The sequence below is a fragment of the Marinimicrobium sp. C6131 genome, assembly GCF_026153455.1.
Taxonomy (GTDB): domain Bacteria; phylum Pseudomonadota; class Gammaproteobacteria; order Pseudomonadales; family Cellvibrionaceae; genus Marinimicrobium.
The window spans coordinates 3,959,749-3,978,703 of the sequence record NZ_CP110629.1; the positions used below are offsets into that span (position 1 = coordinate 3,959,749).

General features: G+C 56.2%; 20 protein-coding genes. 19 read left to right on the plus strand and 1 reads right to left on the minus strand.

Annotated features, from left to right (window positions below; genetic code table 11):
• Positions 1 to 19: 19 nt before the first annotated feature.
• From OOT55_RS16655 to OOT55_RS16720, 14 genes are all read left to right on the plus strand, one after another.
• Positions 20 to 208, plus strand: a complete 189-nt coding sequence (locus OOT55_RS16655; protein ID WP_265366965.1) for a hypothetical protein — start codon at positions 20 to 22, stop codon at positions 206 to 208.
• A 15-nt stretch (positions 209 to 223) separates the two neighbouring features.
• A complete protein-coding gene (locus OOT55_RS16660) occupies positions 224 to 841 on the plus strand; it encodes a MotA/TolQ/ExbB proton channel family protein (RefSeq protein WP_265366966.1) in 618 nt (205 codons plus the stop codon).
• A gap of 4 nt (positions 842 to 845) precedes the next feature.
• Complete coding sequence (locus OOT55_RS16665) at positions 846 to 1,355, plus strand: ExbD/TolR family protein (RefSeq protein WP_265366967.1); 510 nt, start codon at positions 846 to 848, stop codon at positions 1,353 to 1,355.
• The gene (locus tag OOT55_RS16670) at positions 1,352 to 1,855 is read left to right on the plus strand and encodes an ExbD/TolR family protein (protein WP_265366968.1); all 504 of its coding nucleotides are present in this window, start codon (positions 1,352 to 1,354) and stop codon (positions 1,853 to 1,855) included. Before OOT55_RS16665 ends, OOT55_RS16670 begins: the two co-directional genes overlap by 4 nt.
• Before the next feature lie 5 nt (positions 1,856 to 1,860).
• Positions 1,861 to 2,808: a TonB family protein gene (locus OOT55_RS16675; protein ID WP_265368846.1), complete on the plus strand. Its 948-nt coding sequence runs from the start codon at positions 1,861 to 1,863 to the stop codon at positions 2,806 to 2,808.
• A 343-nt stretch (positions 2,809 to 3,151) separates the two neighbouring features.
• The gene (locus OOT55_RS16680; protein ID WP_265366969.1) at positions 3,152 to 3,634 is read left to right on the plus strand and encodes an Hcp family type VI secretion system effector; all 483 of its coding nucleotides are present in this window, start codon (positions 3,152 to 3,154) and stop codon (positions 3,632 to 3,634) included.
• Positions 3,635 to 3,759: 125 nt separating this feature from the next.
• A complete protein-coding gene (locus OOT55_RS16685) occupies positions 3,760 to 5,742 on the plus strand; it encodes a type VI secretion system Vgr family protein (RefSeq protein WP_265366970.1) in 1,983 nt (660 codons plus the stop codon).
• Between the two features lie 24 nt (positions 5,743 to 5,766).
• Positions 5,767 to 6,315 (plus strand): hypothetical protein, encoded by a 549-nt coding sequence (locus OOT55_RS16690; protein WP_265366971.1) that lies wholly within the window; start codon positions 5,767 to 5,769, stop codon positions 6,313 to 6,315.
• An 11-nt stretch (positions 6,316 to 6,326) separates the two neighbouring features.
• The gene (locus OOT55_RS16695; RefSeq protein ID WP_265366972.1) at positions 6,327 to 7,313 is read left to right on the plus strand and encodes a DUF2169 family type VI secretion system accessory protein; all 987 of its coding nucleotides are present in this window, start codon (positions 6,327 to 6,329) and stop codon (positions 7,311 to 7,313) included.
• A 22-nt stretch (positions 7,314 to 7,335) separates the two neighbouring features.
• Positions 7,336 to 7,719, plus strand: a complete 384-nt coding sequence (locus tag OOT55_RS16700; RefSeq protein ID WP_265366973.1) for a DUF4150 domain-containing protein — start codon at positions 7,336 to 7,338, stop codon at positions 7,717 to 7,719.
• Between the two features lie 7 nt (positions 7,720 to 7,726).
• Entirely contained in the window at positions 7,727 to 9,001 is a 1,275-nt protein-coding gene (locus OOT55_RS16705) for a TIGR02270 family protein (protein ID WP_265366974.1), read from the plus strand.
• Positions 8,998 to 10,092 (plus strand): hypothetical protein, encoded by a 1,095-nt coding sequence (locus OOT55_RS16710; protein ID WP_265366975.1) that lies wholly within the window; start codon positions 8,998 to 9,000, stop codon positions 10,090 to 10,092. The genes OOT55_RS16705 and OOT55_RS16710 overlap by 4 nt, the downstream gene beginning before the upstream one ends.
• Complete coding sequence (locus OOT55_RS16715; protein ID WP_265366976.1) at positions 10,089 to 11,741, plus strand: hypothetical protein; 1,653 nt, start codon at positions 10,089 to 10,091, stop codon at positions 11,739 to 11,741. Before OOT55_RS16710 ends, OOT55_RS16715 begins: the two co-directional genes overlap by 4 nt.
• A gap of 2 nt (positions 11,742 to 11,743) precedes the next feature.
• The gene (locus OOT55_RS16720) at positions 11,744 to 12,280 is read left to right on the plus strand and encodes a hypothetical protein (protein ID WP_265366977.1); all 537 of its coding nucleotides are present in this window, start codon (positions 11,744 to 11,746) and stop codon (positions 12,278 to 12,280) included.
• Between the two features lie 1,519 nt (positions 12,281 to 13,799).
• Here the strand turns inward: OOT55_RS16720 and OOT55_RS16725 are convergent.
• On the minus strand, positions 13,800 to 15,134 hold the full coding sequence (locus OOT55_RS16725; RefSeq protein ID WP_265366978.1) for a DUF3300 domain-containing protein: 1,335 nt from the start codon (positions 15,132 to 15,134) through the stop codon (positions 13,800 to 13,802).
• A gap of 313 nt (positions 15,135 to 15,447) precedes the next feature.
• On the opposite strand from OOT55_RS16725, the gene glyA reads away from it, so the two are divergent.
• The 5 genes from glyA to rplI all read left to right on the plus strand — a co-directional run bounded on the left by glyA (position 15,448) and on the right by rplI (position 18,918).
• Positions 15,448 to 16,713, plus strand: coding sequence for a serine hydroxymethyltransferase (glyA, locus tag OOT55_RS16730; protein ID WP_265366979.1), 1,266 nt, complete (start codon positions 15,448 to 15,450; stop codon positions 16,711 to 16,713).
• A gap of 155 nt (positions 16,714 to 16,868) precedes the next feature.
• A complete protein-coding gene (gene rpsF / locus OOT55_RS16735) occupies positions 16,869 to 17,312 on the plus strand; it encodes a 30S ribosomal protein S6 (RefSeq protein ID WP_265366980.1) in 444 nt (147 codons plus the stop codon).
• A 3-nt stretch (positions 17,313 to 17,315) separates the two neighbouring features.
• Entirely contained in the window at positions 17,316 to 17,543 is a 228-nt protein-coding gene (rpsR, locus tag OOT55_RS16740) for a 30S ribosomal protein S18 (protein WP_024462248.1), read from the plus strand.
• Between the two features lie 34 nt (positions 17,544 to 17,577).
• Positions 17,578 to 18,426, plus strand: coding sequence for a hypothetical protein (locus OOT55_RS16745; protein WP_265366981.1), 849 nt, complete (start codon positions 17,578 to 17,580; stop codon positions 18,424 to 18,426).
• 45 nt (positions 18,427 to 18,471) lie between these two features.
• On the plus strand, positions 18,472 to 18,918 hold the full coding sequence (gene rplI, locus OOT55_RS16750; protein WP_265366982.1) for a 50S ribosomal protein L9: 447 nt from the start codon (positions 18,472 to 18,474) through the stop codon (positions 18,916 to 18,918).
• The last annotated feature ends 37 nt before the right edge of the window (positions 18,919 to 18,955 follow it).

Genomic DNA, 18,955 nt, shown 5'->3' on the forward strand with positions numbered 1-18,955 from the left:
AGAGTCGCGCGACATGACCATGGATGTGACAACTCTGATACAGAAACTGCACCAGTTGGTAGACGATTACAACCAACGAACGGTGTCGTTGGCCGAGTATCGGCTGAAGCGCCGACGCCTGTTGCTGACCATCGACTCAAAGGTCAACGGTCTGACGGCATCAGGCGGTGCGACCGACGATCTTGTAACTCAACGGAAACATCATTAACCACAGAGGCTTGTTATGGAATTTGTCCGTTTTTTCCAAGTGGGTGGCCCGTTCATGTGGGCGATCCTGTTCATCATGGCGGCTGGGCTGGCAATCACCCTGGACCGTTACTTTTACCTGGCGAAAACCCAGAAGTCGGTCAATCGGGTCTGGCTCAAGTTGGCGCCCATGCTCAAGGCCCAGGATTATGAGCGGGCCTCACAGTCGCTGACTGACTTGAAAGACCCGCTGGGGCGCATTCTGAGTTACGGCTTTTCCCGTTTTAAAGGAAACACCAGGCGCGAGACGGTCGAATCCGCGATGGAGGAGGGCGTAATGGAGGTGCTTCCGGAGGTTGAACAGCGTACCCATTACCTGGCAACGCTGGCCAATGTGGCCACGCTGTTGGGACTGCTGGGCACCATCATCGGCCTGATTCAGGCATTTACCGCCGTCGCCGAGGCGAATCCGGCGGACAAGGCAGAGATGCTGTCTGCCAGTATCTCGGTGGCAATGAATACCACGGCCTTTGGGCTCTGCGCCGCCATTCCGTTGTTGCTATTGCATTCCTTTCTTTCCACCAAAGCGGCGCGAGTGGTCGACAGTATTGAAACCGCCTCCGTCAAATGTCTGAACTTGATGATCAGGGAGTAAGGGCATGCGCTTTCGTCGCAAACGTCAGGTTCAGGAGGCGGCTGAGCTGAACATCACAGCGTTCATGAATCTGATGGTCATACTGGTCCCGTTCCTGTTGATTACGGCGGTTTTCTCCCGGATGACCGTTCTGGAGTTGAATCTCCCCGGGTCGCAGTCGGAGCAGGAACTCTCAGAACAGCCGTTGGATCTGCAGCTTCAGTTGGTGGTGTCGGACGACTACCTGGCACTGAGGGATGCCAACGTAGGGCTGATTACGCGTCTGGAACGAACGGATGATGACGTTCAGTGGCGCCAGCTTCGAGAGGCACTGATTGAAATCAAGCAGCGCTTTCCCGAAGAAACAGCGATCGCTTTGCAGTTGGCGCCAGGCGTTTCCTATAACACTCTGATACAGGTGATGGATCGGGTCGGAAGCACGCAGCAGGTACAACTTGGTACGCTCGAGCGAGTAGAGTTGTTTCCGGATATATCGCTGGGTGATGCGCCGACTGACACGGAGGGACCGGCATGAAATCCCTGAGTCGACGGGCCCGCCGTATTCAGCGCAACCAGAAGTTGCGCAAGTCGCCGGGGCTGAACCTGGTGTCTCTGATGGACATCTTTACCATCCTGGTGTTCTTTTTGCTCGTCAATGCGTCCAGTGACAGTGAATTGCCCAGTCAGAAAGTGATGAAGCTTCCGGACTCCACCGCCGAGCAGCCGCCAGAGGAAACCCTGCGGGTATTGATATCACGAAAGGCCATACTCGTGCACGGGAAGTCGGTGACGACACTGGCGGAGGTGATCGAAGCGGGCAATGGTGTCATCGACCCGCTGCGGGAGGAGTTGGCCTACAGACTGTCGCTGTCCGCCAGTGGTGAAAACGACACCCTGACCGTGTTGGCCGATCAGTCTGTCCCCTACGACATCATCAGAAGAGTGGTAGAAACCAGTCGAGCTCTGGAGTTTCGCCAGGTCGCGTTCGCCGCCAGTCAAGTCTCCGGCACTGCGGAGGAGGCGAGTCAGTTGTGACCACCATGATGCAGACCGCCCCCCGTTATCAGGACCTGGTCATCCAGTGGCAGCCCGGTCGCTCGTCGGCCAATCACTATCGTTGGTGGCTGATTGGCAGTGTTGGGTTGGCGCTGGTGATCGCGCAGATGTTGTCGCTGGTCGAAGTTCCGGAAAAACCTCGCGCCACCCGGGCGGATATTCCCGACAGGGTGGCGCGTTTTATGATTGAGCAACCCAGTGATCCGCCGGTTGAAGCGCCGGAGGAGGTGAAGCCCAAGCGGTTACCGGTGGTTGAACCAAAACCGATGGTCGAGCCTGAACGAGAGCGACCCGCCGTGCAGGAACCCACCACCGAAGCGCAGCGCGAAGCCCGGGAGCAGGCGCAGCGCAGTGGCCTGTTAGCGCTCGGAAAGCAATTGGACAGTTTGATGGACACCTCTGAAGTGGATGGCTGGGTGGACACCCAGGGTAAAGGCGACGCCGATGCCGGGCAGATGGCCGCGGGTTATGGCGACGGTGATCTGGCGTCGGCTGCTGAGCGAACCGGTGCACGCGATGTTGTCGCGGTATCGGCCGGAGAAGGCGGTAGCGTACTGGCGCGGCGAGACCTTGCTACCATAGAGACTTCTCTCGCTGAAGAGCCGGCGGACAAGCGGGAGCGCCGGGACAGTTTCGCGCAGACAGGACGAACGGACGAAGAGGTCAGCCTGGTTTTCGATCGCAATAAAGGCCTCTTGTACTCACTCTACAATCGGGCCCGTCGGCAGACGCCAGGTTTGCAAGGGCGTATGGTGCTGGAAGTGACCATTGAACCGTCCGGAGAAGTGACCGAGGTGACGATTGTTTCCAGCGAGTTGGACGATCATCGTCTGGAGCAGAGGATCAGGGCACGTGTTCTGCAATTCCGTTTCGAGGAGCGAAGCGCGCAGACCATAACCATCATTTACCCAATCGAATTTCTTCCTTCGTGATGAAGCGGATTGTTTACGACACTGCTATGAGAAATTTTATTCTGGCGTGATAATGTTCATAAGACTATTTTTTGTCCGGAAAAAGTGGAGAACCAGTTCACATAAAATTCCCGGATTTAAAAGATTTAAGTGATGCGATTCTCGGTATCGAAAAAAAACATTCTGTTTTTGCGAGACAGGTTGTTGGTGATCAGTGATTTGGCTATCATTCGCCCCGGGTACCAGGAATGTGAAGTTTGTTCCGAGTACTTTTTTTATCGCGATACGGCGGCAGGGAAAGTTGCTCGGGTCTGATTGCTTCCAGACCTGATGTCCATAAACAGCAAACGCAAGGAGACTAAAAATGGCAATTTATCTCGAGTATGAAGGTATCAAAGGAAACGTAACAGCGGAGGGTTATAAGGACCACATTGCTGTTCAGTCCCTTTCTTTCGGTGTTGGTCGTGGCATTTCCATGGAGCCCGGCAACCTGTCCAACCGTGAAGCGACTCGGCCTACCGTCAGCGAAATCACCTTGACCAAGGTGGCGGACAATTCGGCGACAGCGCTTTTCAAAGAGGCCGTTACCGGGTCCGCAGGCAAGAAAGTCACCATCAAGTTTGTCCAGACCGGCGCTGACAAAGTCGTCGAATATATGGATTATGTGTTGGAAGACTGCCTGGTCAGTGGTTATCAGATTGCAGGCGCTGATGATGGCGATCCGGTTGAAACCATTTCTTTGAGCTTCTCGAAGATCATGGTCAACTACAATGACTTCGACAAGACGAACAAGTCATCCAGCCCGCAGCGTGTGGGTTATGACTTGACCACTGCGAAGCCGCTGTAAGTCAGGTCGGGCCTTGCGGCCAGCTCGCAGGGCCCGCTCAGCGAAGATGGTCCCGCCTGCAAAGGGCGGGAAAACAAGGAACGATACCGTGCCGTGTTGTGCGCGGATAACAGGTTGCTAAGTCTATGGGGCAGCTTACTCAGGAAAGCCGACAAGTCGCCATCAGCGATTTTTCACTTGGCACTGATACCTTTCTCGTTAAGCGTCTTTCGGGTAAAGAAAGCGTTTCCGGACTATTTGAATTCCATGTCACGCTGGTATCGGAAAAGCTTGATATCAAGGCCAATGATGTCATGGGAAAATTGGGGCATGTGGCACTGAAAAGTACCAATGGCCGAGAGTTTTCTGGTCATATTGCACGCTTTGTCTCAGGTGAAGTGCAGGAGAATAATCTGCGCACCTACGAAGTCGTGCTTCGCCCGTGGCTGGCGTTTCTGGCTCACCGGGTCAATAACCGTATTTTTCAGAACAAAACCACCAAAGACATCGTTTCACAGATTTTCTCTGAACAGGGGTTGCAAGACTTCGAGTTTCGCGCGCAATCCGGGGACACCCGAGAGTACTGCGTTCAACGTAATGAAAGCGACCTTCAGTTCGTCTGTCGGCTTCTGGAAGAAGACGGCATATCATACTTCTTCGAGCATGTCGGCGGAAAGCACAATCTGATTCTGGTGGATCAGGCCAATGCCTTCCCTGCTCTGGAAGACAATCAATTCGAATACTCCCCCGGGTCAAATCCCGGCGCTAGAATACATCGTTGGCAGCACAGCTATAACTATCGCGCCGGTCAATGGACGTTGAGCGATTACGATTTTAATGAGCCAATCAAATCGCTGCTAAACAACTCTCAAGGGCAGCCGGGGTTCGCTTACAATGGCCAGTTTGAACACTATGAGTATCCCGCCTTCTATCACACCGGTGATAACGCACCTGTGCCCAGAATGCGTATGCAGGCGGAAGAGCTGGATCGAAACGTCGTTGCGGGCTCCTCGGATTATCCGCAATTGGTCGCTGGAGGCAAGTTCAACCTCGCCAAGCATGAATCGAATGCTGAAAAGGGCGCCTATATCCTTCTTGAAGTGCATCATGAGGTGGTTGAGGATACCCAGACCACGGGGGACGGGCAGGCGCAGTGTTATACCAATGATTTTATCTGTGTTCCGGCTGACACCGCTATTCGTCCCAAGCGCGCACACCAACGCCCGGTAATGAAGGGGCCGGAAACGGCCTGGGTCGTGGGCCCCGAGGGGGAGGAAATCTACATCGATGAGTTGGGGCGAATCAAGGTCCAGTTTCACTGGGATCGCGAGGGCGAACGAGACGAGAAGAGCTCCTGCTTCCTTCGGGTGGCTCAGTCCTGGGCGGGGAATCAGTGGGGTTCGTCGTTTATCCCCCGTATTGGTCAGGAGGTGGTGGTTGACTTTCTCAATGGCGATCCGGATCGACCTCTGGTCACCGGCGCAGTTTACAACTCGAAGAATCGCCCGGTATATACCTCCAAGACCCAAAGCGGGATTAAAACCCGATCTACCCAAAAGGGTACTGTGGAAAATTACAACGAGCTTCGCTTTGAAGATAAAAAGGGTGCGGAGCAGATCCTGCTGCACGCCGAGAAGGACTACGACGTCGAGGTCGAAAACAACCAGACGCTCACCATTGATAATGATCGAACTAAAACGGTTCGCAATGATGAAACGAGTCTGATTGAGAACGATCGGACGAAAACCGTCAACAATAATCAGAGCGAGACCATCGGCAAGGATAAATCGATAGAGGTCGGGGAGAATCATCGGGAAACCATCGGCGGCAGTAAGCAGGTGGAGGTCAAGAAAGACCACACCGAAACCATCGGCAACAATATGGTGATTTCGGTGAAGAATAACCTGACCGAGAGCGTTGAGGGTGAGTACCGGGAGTCGGTGACCAATCAGTATGGTTTGAGCGCCAAGTCCATCAATCTTCAGGCCGATGATGAAATTACCTTGAAAACCGGTTCGGCCATGATCCAACTGAAAAGTAACGGTGATATCACGATCAGTGGGGCCAATATCAATGTCAAGGGTTCCGGTAACGTCGTGCTCAAGGGCAGCAAAGTGACCAGCAATTAACCCCTTGTTTTTTGGAGACTTAGCGTGGCGAGTGAATTCGAACAGTTGGCAGAGCCGGTGCGGTGCAGCGAGGACGCGCCGGCCGATGCGCCACAGTTCTCTGCGCCAGAAGGTGCCTGGTTGGTGGGCACCCTGACGGGGTTTACGGAGCAGGGTGCGCCCGAGGTGAGCGTCGTTTTGGGCGGTCAGCGGTGCAGTTTTGTCACCTTGCCGGCTTTGCCGGTCTCGCGCGCGGATCTTGGTCGTCAGGCCGTGGTCAAGAGCGCCTCCGGTGAAGTCGCTACGCCTTTGCTTATGGGGTTTGTACACACACCGTTGGAACTGACTCTGGAGGCTGGACAGGGTGATAGATCAGAGTCCCGTTCCCGGCAAGCGCAAGCGATGTCTGTAGAGGTGGATGGCACACCGGCGCGCGACCTGGTGCTGGAAGGGCAGGAGAAGCTGGTGTTGCGATGCGGCTCTGCCAGCATAACCTTGACCGACGCGGGCAAAATCATCCTGCGCGGCCGTCATCTGGTGAGCCGTTCAGAGGGGGTGAATCGCATTCTCGGTGCCTCCATCCAGATGAACTGAGTGCTTCGATCATGTTGCAGTTGAATAACCGCACACCTTTTGAAGCGGAGCTGACGGCCCTGAACGATGAAACCGGCGTCGATACCTTGTACGTCATTGTCAAAGCGAGCTTTACGGAGGGCTGGATGCTCGCCGATGAACCCGTTCCGGTGTGGAGAGCAGATGAGTATTACGCCGAGCCGAATACCTCCAGTTTGCGTTACCCCAGTGACATTCATCTGGGAAAAACCGCAACGGATATTCTGGTGGAAGGAGATGCCTGGGCGCCCGACGGGCGTCCGGCAAGGCAGTTGCCTGTGACGGTATCGGTGGGACGGGTAAGCCAGTCGCTCATGGTGTTTGGTGACCGGAGATGGGATCAGGGCCAGATTTCCGTGCCCGACCCGTTCGAGCGAATGCCGCTGACATGGGAACGGGCCTATGGTGGCTCAGTCGCCGAAAGAGAGCATTGGCGTGTTTACAACGAGCGAAACCCGGTTGGTCGCTTCGCCAAGGCGCAGTGCAACGACGCTTGCCTGGACGGGGAGTTGTTGCCGAATATTGAGCACCCGCAGGCGCTGCTGAGTAGTCGGGAGGACTGCCCTGAGCCGGTCGGCCTGGGGCCGGTGGCGCCACACTGGCATCCGCGTACCCGGTTTGTTGGCACCTACGATCAACAGTGGCGTCTTACCCGCGCGCCCTTTGCGCCGGAGGATTTTTCCCGGCGCTTTTTTAATGCGGCAGCACCCGGCCTGGTGTACCCGGGCTGGATGCGTGGCGGTGAGCCGTTCGAACTGACCGGCATGCATCCCGACGGGGCTTGGACTGGGCAGTTGCCCGAGGTTCCTCTTTCGGTCAGTGCCCGGCAAGGGGGGCGTCGGGAGCTTCTGGAGGCCCGATTGGAGACACTCTATTTGCAGCCCTTTAAGCGCACAGTGAGCTTAACCTGGCGGGCCAGTTTGAGTTGTCCGCGCGACGTGCTGAGCGTGGAGTCAGTGACGGTCTCAATGACCCGGTAACCCCGGTAAACAAAGGAATTGAATGATGGCACAAACGACCTTTGCCAATGGCCGCGGTATTGCCCACAAGGGCAGTGGCGGCATGAGCACGGTATTTCCCGATGTCTGCAAGACCCCGGTGGGATCTTCCGTCGTACCGATTCCCTACCCGAATATCGGCCGCTCGTCGGATACCGCAAAGGGCCCCAAATCCGTCACGCTGGACGGCCAGATGCCGATGGTCAAAGGCGCTGTTTACAGTAAGAGCGCGGGTGATGAAGCCGGTGTCAAAAAGGGAATCATCAGTGGCAAGCACAAGGCCGAATGCGAGTACATGATGTATTCCTTTGACGTCAAGATTGAGGGTAAAAACGTCTGCCGCATGGGTGACCCCCTTTACCATAACAAGAAAAACATCATGGGGTAGACCAGGGATGACCGCTGCGATTACCGCTTTTCCCAATCCATTTTCCGGGTTTGAGTCACAGTTTGACGACTGCGTTGAAGAGGTTGCCTTTCTCTGGTTGTTGCGCTCGCGGGCGTTGATTCAACCGCACTACCGAACTTCTGACCTGGCGGAACTCGAAAGCCGTATCGACGCCCAGTTGTTCGCCCTGGCGCAGTCCCCGGAGCGAGCCTGGGCCGCCTGTCAGAGTGCTCTGGCTCACGCGGGGCCAGGTGAGGTGTTTGCGGCCGCTGCTGTGGCGTTTCGTACCTTGGAAGTGGGGTGTATTCAGCAAGCGGTAGAAGCAGGGTTACAGGATGAGGCGGGATTCGCCGCGCTGGTATCGGCGCTGACCTGGCTGCCCGGCCGTTACTGCCACGACTGGGTGCGTAAATTTTTTATCAGTAAGGAGCACATTCACAAGCGACTGGCACTGGCAACCTGCCGGACTCGCGGCGAGGATCCCTGCGACTTTCTGACCCGGATTCTGCGCCGGAACGACTGTCGTGTTGACAGTTTGCTGCACGGTGAAGCGCTGCACTGCGTCGGTGTTTTCAAGCGTCGTGACCTGTCGCCGTTCCTGGCGGAAGGGCGCGAGGGTGGCGAGCCGGGGAGTACGTTTGAGGCCTGCCGCTCGGCCATCCTGTTGGGTGATCGGTCGGCAGCGAAAATGCTTATGCCGTTCGCCTTACAGCCGGGCCCCCGGCAATGCGACGCGTTGATTTTGGCCATGCGTGCGTTGCCAAGTACCGAAGCCAAGCAGTGGATCGCGCAACTATCCGGTCAAACCTCGCCGGACGCGGCGAGGTTATCCGTGATTGCCGCCGCCGCTCTGGGCGACCCGGAAGCGGTTCCCTGGTTGCTTCGCTGCATGAAGCAATTGTCGCTGGCTCGCGTGGCGGGGGAGGCGTTCTACCAGATCACGGGCGTCGACCTGCAAGCCCATGATCTGCATCATAAGCTCCCCCAACTCAATGATGCTGAAGCGCAGGATCACCCGGACACGCCCGTGCCTCCGTTGGATGACGATGAGCACTTGCCTTGGCCCAACACCGAAAAGTTGACCGTATTCTGGGAGACGATAAAACACCGTTACCCGCCGGGTGAACGCCTCCTGCTGGGCGAGCCGATCACCGAGACCAACCTGCTGCGGATTCTGTCGGAGGGCCCCCAGCGTCAGCGCGCAGCGGCTGCGCTAGAGTTGGCGTTGCTCAATCCACAACAGCCCTGGTACTCCATGGAACGAAGGCAGGAACCGTCATGACCCGGAATAGAGTGTTGTATCTGGCCGGTACCGGTATGATTACCGCCATTGGTGGCTCTACAGAGATGGTGTGGGCCGCCGCTGGCGCACAGATCAGCCGCTACGCCACCAGCAGCTATTTCACCGGAGAGCGCCGGTTGATCGTTCAGGCGTTGGTGCCCGACGAAGCCCTGCCACTCCTGCCGACCCTGTTGGAGCAGTACCCGGAGCTGACGCTGCGAGAGCAACGGATGCTGGCAATGTCCACGGTGGCGGCCGCCCAGGCGCTCCAGCCCGTATCAACGGGCTCGCCGATTCCCCTGCTTTACGCCGGTCCCGAGGTATACCCCGGTGTCGCCACCGGGCTGAGTGATGCCTTTTTTCCCGCGTTGTACGAGCAATTGGCGCCTGGCGCCATTGACGCTCGACGCTCCCGCGCGGTCAGTGTCGGCCGTCCGGGAGTCATTGAAGCGATCAAGTTGGCCTTTCACTATGCCTATGACATAGGCCACAAGGCGGTTCTGGTGGGCGGTGCCGACAGCTACCAGTTCAGTCCGCTACTGGCGATGCTCGACGGTCAGAAGCGGTTGGCGGCGCAGCACCTGCGCCCGCACTCCGGAAGCGACGCCTTTGCGCCGGGAGAGGCCGCCGGCTATCTCTGCCTGACGCCGGATCCGGAACAGGCGCTGATTCAGAATGGCCGTCGAGTTGTTCTGACCGAGCCGGGATTTGGCTACGAGTCCGGGCACTGGTTCAGTGACAAACCCTACCGGGGCGAGGGGCTGGATCAAGCGTTCAAGCAGGCGCTGGCGGGGCGTCCGACACAGCGGACCATCAAGAACATCTACAGCAGCGCGAACGGCGAACGCTTCTGGGGCAAAGAGTTGGGTGTGGCACTGACCCGCAATCACCACCTGTTCGACGATCCCAAAGTGCATCACCCCGCCGAGTATTACGGTGATATCGGCGCCGCCACTGGCGCTGTACTGGTGGCCCTTGCGGGCCAGACGGCGCTCAGTCTGCCGGGAGACGATACCCACCTCATCTATGGCTCCGCCGATCAGAGCTATCGGGGAGCGATCTGCTTACAGGCTGAGGGAGTGGCTGCATGACGCAAGTCGGCGAAGGAGTTGCGGTCGGTGGCGGCCGGGATCCCGACATCGATGACCTCGATGATAATCACTGGCTGGAACTGGAGTACCGCTTTCAAAGCGGGCGTGCCGTGTATGGCTATTTCCGGGCGACCGACAGCGACGGTATGGTCTGGGTGGGACGACTCAACGACCAGGGACAAGTGTGTCTGGCCGGACTGCCGCCAGGTAATGTACGCGTAACCTTATTACCCGAACCCGATCGGGATGCGCGCATCGAAGCGACCCGGGCCTCAATCAAGGAAGTCCTCGATCAGATCATCGAAGATCAGCGCCTGGAAGCCGAGGCCTACGAGCGGGAGCTCGAACAAATGGGCGGTCCACGGCGAGTTTTTGAACACATTCAAGCCGTAGGTCGCGGCGCCTGGAATGGTGCTGTAGGGTTCGTGGAATTTGTCGGAAAAACGGCCTACAAAGTGGCCGAATTTTCCTACTACCTCAGCCCTGCCAACCTCCTGGGAGATACCCTGAGGGCCAGCTATCAGAGCTATCAGGACGGCGAGCTGACCTGGTCGGAATGGTATGGCAGCGTCAACCAGAATCTGCAGGACGAACAGAAGAAAGACCTCGCCCGCCTGTTCGGCGTGGAGCCGGACGATATCAGCGAGGAACGCCTGCGGGAATTGATGGGGCTGATCGCCGAGGCCTACGACATCGCCGCCTTCATCGCCGACGATGCGCCAACCCGGGAAATGTTGCTGGAATTTGCCCAGGCGATGGCGGACAATCAATCCAGCGTTGAGTGGGCCGAGTTCGCCGGCGCCGGCGTATTTGAAATCGTCCTGGCGGCCCTGCTGGCCATCTTCACCGCCGGCGCGGGCAACGTCGCCCAGGCCGCCTCACAGCTACGCCACGCGAGCCGACTGCGCGGCCTGGGCCACCTGTTTCGCAACCTGGCCCGCCAGCTGCGCCGAAAGAAACTTCGGAAAGAGTTCGACGCACCGGTTGACCAGAAAACCAGCATTTCTACCGACCAGCCCCAAGCGCCTCAACTGACCGCCAGGGCTGAACTGCCCTACGAACCGCACTCCGATGTCAAGGCGCCCAAAGCCGGTGACCGAGTACATAAGCGCTATCACCGTGACGGAAACCCGGAAGATCCCTATACTCTACAGGCTGATGGAAAGCCGATGGGGGCAGGCGCCGGAGAAATGCCAAGAGATTTTAGAGGTATGAAAGAATTACCTGAGGGCTATGACGAGTTGTTGGAAAATGGATGGCCAGATTTAAATTACAATAATTCGAAAACCTTCAGAACGTTTTTAGAGGCGAAACCCGTGGATTTGCCAGAAGGAACGAAAATTTACCGAATTGTCGACGAAAAAAATAATGATGCTGGAGGATTCTGGGCTTATGATCTTCCTGCCAATAAAACTGAATGGCGCAGTGGCTATGCTGTTAAGGACGGCTGGAATGACAACGGTTACTTTGTTGAGCACGTCGTGGGAGAGAACGGTCTGAAGGCTTGGGAGGGGCCCGCTGCGGGGCAACCATACAGAGAGTTTTTAGGGGAGGAGTTTTATCTCCAAGGAGGCGATACGCAGCTATTTATTACTCCCAACTCTGTTGAGACATCATCTCCAAAACTTACCAATTGGCCGGAGCCTTAATTGTGGATGAAGAGTTGAAGCGGAAGCTTCTATTACGGAAGTTTTCGAGCATTGAATACATGATAGAAATGTCTGAGTGGCATAGACGCGCGATTGAAGTCCTAGAAAATGCGCTGGATGAATTTTTTGAGCAATCTTCTGAGCATGGAGATTGGCATAAGTGGCCGGCCTCTGATAGACCAGAAACCTGGAGAGATCGGGTGCTAAGGAATTTGCATGGAGAGCAATCAGGTATCAACGAAGGAATTGAAAACTACAGGGAAGGTAAAGTATCTACCATTCGTAGTTCAGCTGGAAGTGTACATGGAATTTTCAGGAATCTCGACAATTTTAGCTGGGGCTGGTGGAAGCACGTTCCCGATCATTATGAGAAACAGTTTCGATCAAGTTTGGTTAAAGCCAGTGATATTGCAACAAATATAATGGATACTTTGTCGGACTACTGGCGGGACGATGAAATCCTTAATGAGCGAATCACAGGGCCAGTTGAAGAGGAGGATTTGAAGCGATACTTGAAGCCTGGAGAGAGCGCCTATTAGCTCCTGATGATTTAGATGCTGAAATGGTTTCTAATAAATAGCTAGGTCGCTAATTTGATCGAGCTTTGACTGCTTTGACTAAGAAATAAGGAGAGCATCCCGGAGATGTTTTTGAATCCATGTGTTCACAGATTGGCTTTGTTCGAGATTGTATTGAAAGGGGGAGGTCAATTGATGAAGAGTTGCAAGGACGTTCTCTAAAATTTCATTTATTATCAGGTAGGAATCTTGCCGGTCCAGAAGGTAAGGGGCTAATCGAGAGCATTTCGATGATCACAGAATTTTTGATGAAATATTAGCTATGGTTCTTGGTGTGGACGATATCCCGTGTTGGTAACCTGGAGCTGGGTCGAAAATTTCAATTCACGTGTTAATGAGTTGGTCGGTAGTTTACGATGGATGATGATTTAAAAAAGGACATTATTGAAAAGAAAGTTCTCTAGCACTGAATACATGAAAGAAATTTCAGAGTGGCATAGACGAGCGATTGAAGTCCTAGAGAGTGCGTTGGAAGCATTTCAAGCTTGGTGAAAGCAAAAAACGGGCGACCAATATTATGGATACTTTGTCGGACTACTGGCGGGACGATGAAATCCTTAATGAGCGAATCACAGGGCCAGTTGAAGAGGAGGATTTGAAGCGATACTTGAAGCCTGGAGAGAGCGCCTATTAGCTCCTGATGATTTAGATGCTGAAATGGTTTCTAATAAATAGCTAGGTCGCTAATTTGATCGAGCTTTGACTGCTTTGACTAAGAAATAAGGAGAGCATCCCGGAGATGTTTTTGAATCCATGTGTTCACAGATTGGCTTTGTTCGAGATTGTATTGAAAGGGGGAGGTCAATTGATGAAGAGTTGCAAGGACGTTCTCTAAAATTTCATTTATTATCAGGTAGGAATCTTGCCGGTCCAGAAGGTAAGGGGCTAATCGAGAGCATTTCGATGATCACAGAATTTTTGATGAAATATTAGCTATGGTTCTTGGTGTGGACGATATCCCGTGTTGGTAACCTGGAGCTGGGTCGAAAATTTCAATTCACGTGTTAATGAGTTGGTCGGTAGTTTACGATGGATGATGATTTAAAAAAGGACATTATTGAAAAGAAAGTTCTCTAGCACTGAATACATGAAAGAAATTTCAGAGTGGCATAGACGAGCGATTGAAGTCCTAGAGAGTGCGTTGGAAGCATTTCAAGCTTGGTGAAAGCAAAAAACGGGCGACCAATATTATGGATACATTGTCTGATTACTGGCGAGACGATGAAATCCTTAATGAGCGAATCACTGTCCTGTTGATGAGGAAGAACTGAAGCACTATCTGAAGCCGGGGGAGTCAATATACTAATAGGCTATAGTGCCTTTTATTCGCTATTAATGTTTGGTCTGGTGCGGTCAGTTGCCTACGTGCGTCGCTGGACTTCTGCCAGCCTGAACGATTGTGATTTGACCAATTCCCGTGACCCGCTCTGCTTCAAGTAGCTGCGCTTCCCTGTATCAGCCACTTTAACTCATTACTGGATCACCGCCGCTCTGCACGCCCATTCTCGTTTCGGCCCTGGCGGGCGCGCTCGCTGATGGATGAGCGGTTGCGTGCTGCTTCTACCCGATCCCGGGTGCTGCGTTGGAAGTTCTGCTGGCTTCGTTCTGGTTGCCGGATGTTGCGGGCGTTGGCCCGCTCCTCCCGGGAGGGGCGCTCGCTACGAGTGGTGCGGGTACGCTCTTCGCGGGCCTGACGCTGCGGCTGTGCACGATCGCGGTTTGGCTCATTGGTGCTTAGGCGATCGCCCGAACGCTGCTCCAACCGGTTTGGGGGTTCCCGCCGGGTTTGATAGGTATCGCTGCGCCGTTCAGTGCGGTCAAGCCGGGGCTGTTGCCGATCGCTTCGAGCCTGAGCGTCCCGTGAACGATGAGGTTCACTCCGGGCGTTGCTGCGGGGGTTCTGCAGACGCTGTTCGATGCGTTCTACACGCTGGGCGCGTTCCACCCTCGTTCCGGAATGGCGTGCGGTACGCGACGGGGCAGCATACTGCTGACGCACGGTACTGCGACGGTACTCGACGCCGCGTCTATGGTTCGGGTTGTGTTTCCAGCGCCGGGCTTCTTTATAGCGAACCACACTGCGGCCGGAGTGGAAGTGGTGATGGTTGTGCAGGTCTATGTCGATCACCACGGTGTGCCGATTGTGCCAGTGGAAGCTGCTGAAATAGAAGCTGTGGTGGTCAATCCGGGTGCCGAAGCTCCAGAATATGCCCGCGTTCCAGTAGCCCCGGCTGGGACGATGCCAACGGTGTGGCGGGTAATGGTGCCAACGCCAGGGGCCGTACACCACCCGGGTGTCGTAATAAGGAATGTAGATGACCTCGGATACCCGGGGTTCGACGATGATGGTTTTCTGCTCTATCACTACCTCCTGATGTTCGGTGGTGCGCAGAGTGCCCGCCTCGTAGGCGCGTTGGCGAAGGTCCTGCACGCTGGCGAGGACCTCGCCCTCATCCCACAGGAAGGCCTCACCGAGATCCTGAGTCCATTCCAGATCATCGGCCATACGCTCGAGAATGTCGGGAAAGGCCACCAGGGCGGTCACGCTCGGGTCCCAGCCTTCGCGTTCAGCTGCTGATACGGCGGCAGCGCCTTCCATAGTGCGATGCCGTTGGGCCCACCGGTTGGCCTGAACCACCTCCAGGGGGTAGGTGCTGGCGATCAGGATGTGGGACAGTACGGTGTCCGGGTAGAGGGCGATGGGGGCGAGCATCTGGTTCAACTCGGCCTGACTGTAGTCGTCGTCGGCCCAGGCGCCCAGGCTGAGCACAAGTAGCAAGGCGGCGGTGGCCAGGGTAGTCCAGGAATTCTTCATGGGGTGTCCTCCCAGAGGTTTCGCTCGTACGCAGAGCATTCACCTCTGTTATACCGCCGGGCGGCTTAACCGAAACTGAACATCCGGTATGGCCAGGGTCGACGGCCTGTCAGGCATTGTTGCACCGGCCCGTTGGCCGGTCAAACGGAGTGCGGACTTCGCCGCCAGTAGATGGTTGTGCTCTATGAGCGAAACTATGGCGCTGGTTGAGTATTTTTCTTGGAAGCGAGCTGGTCGATTGGTGTACAATTCGCGTCCAATTTTAACCCCGGCGGGCTGTTGCCTGGCCTGTCGCCCTGCTCAGGATGTGTTCATGTTTGACAAAACTCAGACGATTGCCGATTTTGACCCCGAAATCTGGGATTCCATCCAGAAGGAAAGCCGTCGCCAGGAAGAGCATATCGAGCTGATTGCCTCGGAAAACTACGCCAGCCCGCTGGTGATGGCGGCCCAGGGCACCAAGCTGACCAACAAATACGCTGAGGGCTACCCCGGCAAGCGCTACTACGGTGGCTGCGAGTATGTTGACCAGAGCGAACAACTGGCCATTGATCGCGCCAAAGCGCTGTTCGGCGCCGACTACGCCAATGTGCAGCCCCACTCCGGCTCCCAGGCCAACTCCGCCGTTTATGCCGCCCTGTGCAAGCCCGGCGACACCGTTCTGGGTATGAGCCTGGACGCCGGTGGCCACCTGACCCACGGTGCCAAGCCGAATTTCTCCGGCAAGATCTACAATGCCGTGCAGTATGGTCTGAACCCGGAAACCGGGGAGCTGGACTACGAAGAGATCGCTCGTCTGGCCCGTGAGCACAAGCCCCGTATGATCGTGGCGGGCTTTTCGGCCTACTCCCAGGTCGTGGACTGGCAGAAGTTCCGGGACATTGCTGACGAAGTGGGTGCTTACTTACTGGTTGATATGGCCCACGTGGCGGGTCTGGTGGCGGCAGGGGTATACCCGAACCCGGTGCAGATCGCCGATGTGACCACCTCCACCACCCACAAAACCCTGCGCGGTCCCCGCGGTGGCATCATCCTGGCCAAGGCCAATGAAGAGATCGAGAAGAAGCTCAATTCCGCTGTCTTCCCCGGTGGTCAGGGCGGCCCGCTGATGCACGTGATCGCGGCCAAGGCCATCAGCTTTAAAGAGGCGATGAGCCCCACCTATAAAGAGTACCAGCAGCAAGTGGTCAAGAATGCCAAGGCCATGGCGGCGACCTTTATTGAGCGCGGCATCAAGATCGTTTCGGGTGGCACCGAAAACCACCTGATGCTGGTGGACCTGATCGGTAAAGAGTATACCGGTAAGGATGCCGATGAGGCGTTGGGTCGTGCCAACATCACCGTGAACAAGAACGCGGTACCGAACGACCCGCGCTCGCCGTTCATCACCTCTGGTCTGCGGGTCGGCACGCCGGCGATCACTACCCGCGGCTTCCGCGAGGAAGAGTGCAAGCAGTTGGCGGGTTGGATGTGTGACATCCTGGACGGTCTGGAAGCCGGCAACGCCGATGCGGTGATTGAGGAAGTGAAAGGCAAAGTGCTGGATATCTGCGGCAAGTTCCCGGTTTACGGTAACTGAGAGTCTGCGCAAAAAATGCGCAACTTTGCTTGCAACCCCCCGGTAAACTCCCTAGAATAGCCGCCCCTAACCGGCCCGGGCCTTTTGCCCGGGTCACTCCTTGCTTCACTCAGGCCCTTTTGGCCCGGGGAAGCTTTAACCCGTAAGGAGCTACAATGCGTCATTACGAAATCGTCTTTATGGTCCATCCCGACCAGAGCGAGCAAGTGCCCGGCATGATCGAGCGCTATACCGCCAGCGTCAAAAACAGCGGTGGCCAGGTTCACCGTCTGGAAGACTGGGGTCGCCGTCAAATGGCATACTCCATCAACAAAATCCACAAGGCTCACTATGTGCTCATGAACGTTGAGTGCACTGAGGAAGCCCTGGAAGAGTTGACCACCAACTTCCGCTACAACGATGCTGTCCTGCGTAACCTCGTGATTCGCGAAGACGAAGCCATCACCGAAGAATCTCCGATCCTCAAGGCTGACAAAGATGCCCGCGAGCGCACTGCCAAGCAGAGCCGTCCGGCACGCCGTGAAGAAGGTAATGACAACTCTGACGACGATAGCTCGGACGAAGAGTCAGAAGCCGAAACCGAAAAGCAGGGGGAATAAGAGATGGCACGTTTTTTCCGTCGTCGCAAGTTTTGCCGTTTCACCGCCGAAGGCGTGAAGCGTATTGATTACAAAGATCTGGAAACGCTGAAGGCGTACATCACCGAAACCGGTAAGATTGTACCCAGCCGTATCACCGGAACCAAAGCCAAGTACCAGCGCCAGCTGTCCTCAGCGATCAAGCGCGCCCGCTACCTGGCCCTGATTCCGTACACCGACAGCCACGAGTAAGTCGAGGCCGTCAACCGGTTGAAGGAGTGCAGCATTGCGAGCGCTGGCTGAGTTTATTTTGCGCGGTCGCTTGCAAGCCACAGCGGTGGCTCTGATTGGTAATTGGGTGCCGCTGCTGACCCCCGCCACCGTGGCTCTGGTCACTTTGCGCGTGGGGAGAAACAACGGTCTGCTGATTCTTTTGTGGGGCGTGCTACCGTCACTGCTCCTACTGGGTTTCAGCCAGATTGCCCCGGCCGTTGCTACGGCGGTAATCGGCGGTGTGCTACTGACCTACGGCGCAGCGCTGTTTCTGCGGCGCGGCAGTGGTTGGGCCACCTGCCTGATGGGCATAGTGGCCGTAGCGACCCTGATGGCGGTATTGCTGGGCGCTCTGGCCCCGGAAGCCGTGCAGGCCGCACTGCAAAGCTGGAATCAGCTGCTCGAAGAGCTGGCCAGTTCCGTGGATGAGCAAGTGTCGGCCTACAGTGCAACCTTTGTGTTGGGAATGCTGGCCTACGGGATGGCTTTTCCAGCCGCGCTCGGACTGATGATCGGGCGTTGGTGGCACTCGCTGGTGGATAATCCCGGCGGGTTTGGAGCGGAGTTTCAGGCGCTGAAACTCCATCCGATACAGGCTGTTACCAGTATGGCCGCCGCCGTGTACTGCCTGTTTCAGGGGCTGGATTACGCACTGTGGTCAGCGTTGTTTCTGCTGCCTTTGGTACTACAGGGGGTGGCGATAGTGCACCGCCTGGTGGCCATCAAGGGTTTGGGCGTTCAATGGCTGTTCGTGTTTTACGCGGTATTGATATTGCTGGAACCCGCGACTCAGCTGTTGGCCGTGTTGGCATTTCTGGATACTTGGCTGAATTTTCGCGAGCGGGCAACCCCCCGGGCCTGAGGCCCAGCCCGATTGCCGGATCATACAACTTAGAGGGTAAACGAGATGGACGTTATTCTGCTGGAAAAAGTAGGCAAGCTCGGTGGCATTGGCGACCAGGTTGCTGTGAAAGCCGGCTTTGGCCGCAACTTCCTGCTGCCGCAGGGCAAAGCCATTCCGGCCACCGCCGAGAACGTGGCTGAATTTGAAGCGCGCCGCGCAGAACTGGAAGCCGCTGCCGCCGCCAAGCTGAGCGAAGCCGAAGCGCGCGCCGCCAAGCTGGCCGAAGTCAGTGTCACCATCGGCGCCAACGCCGGGGACGAAGGCAAGCTGTTCGGCTCTATCGGGACTCGCGACATCGCTGACGCCATCACCAAGGCCGGCGTTGAAGTCACCAAGGCGGAAGTCAAGCTGCCGGAAGGCGCGCTGCGCGAAGTCGGTGAGTATGAGATCGACGTGCAAGTGCATGCTGAAGTCATTCAGGCTGTTAAAGTCAGCGTAGTGGCCGAGTAACGGGCGCTACCCTGTGTTGGCCATGATTCATGGCTGG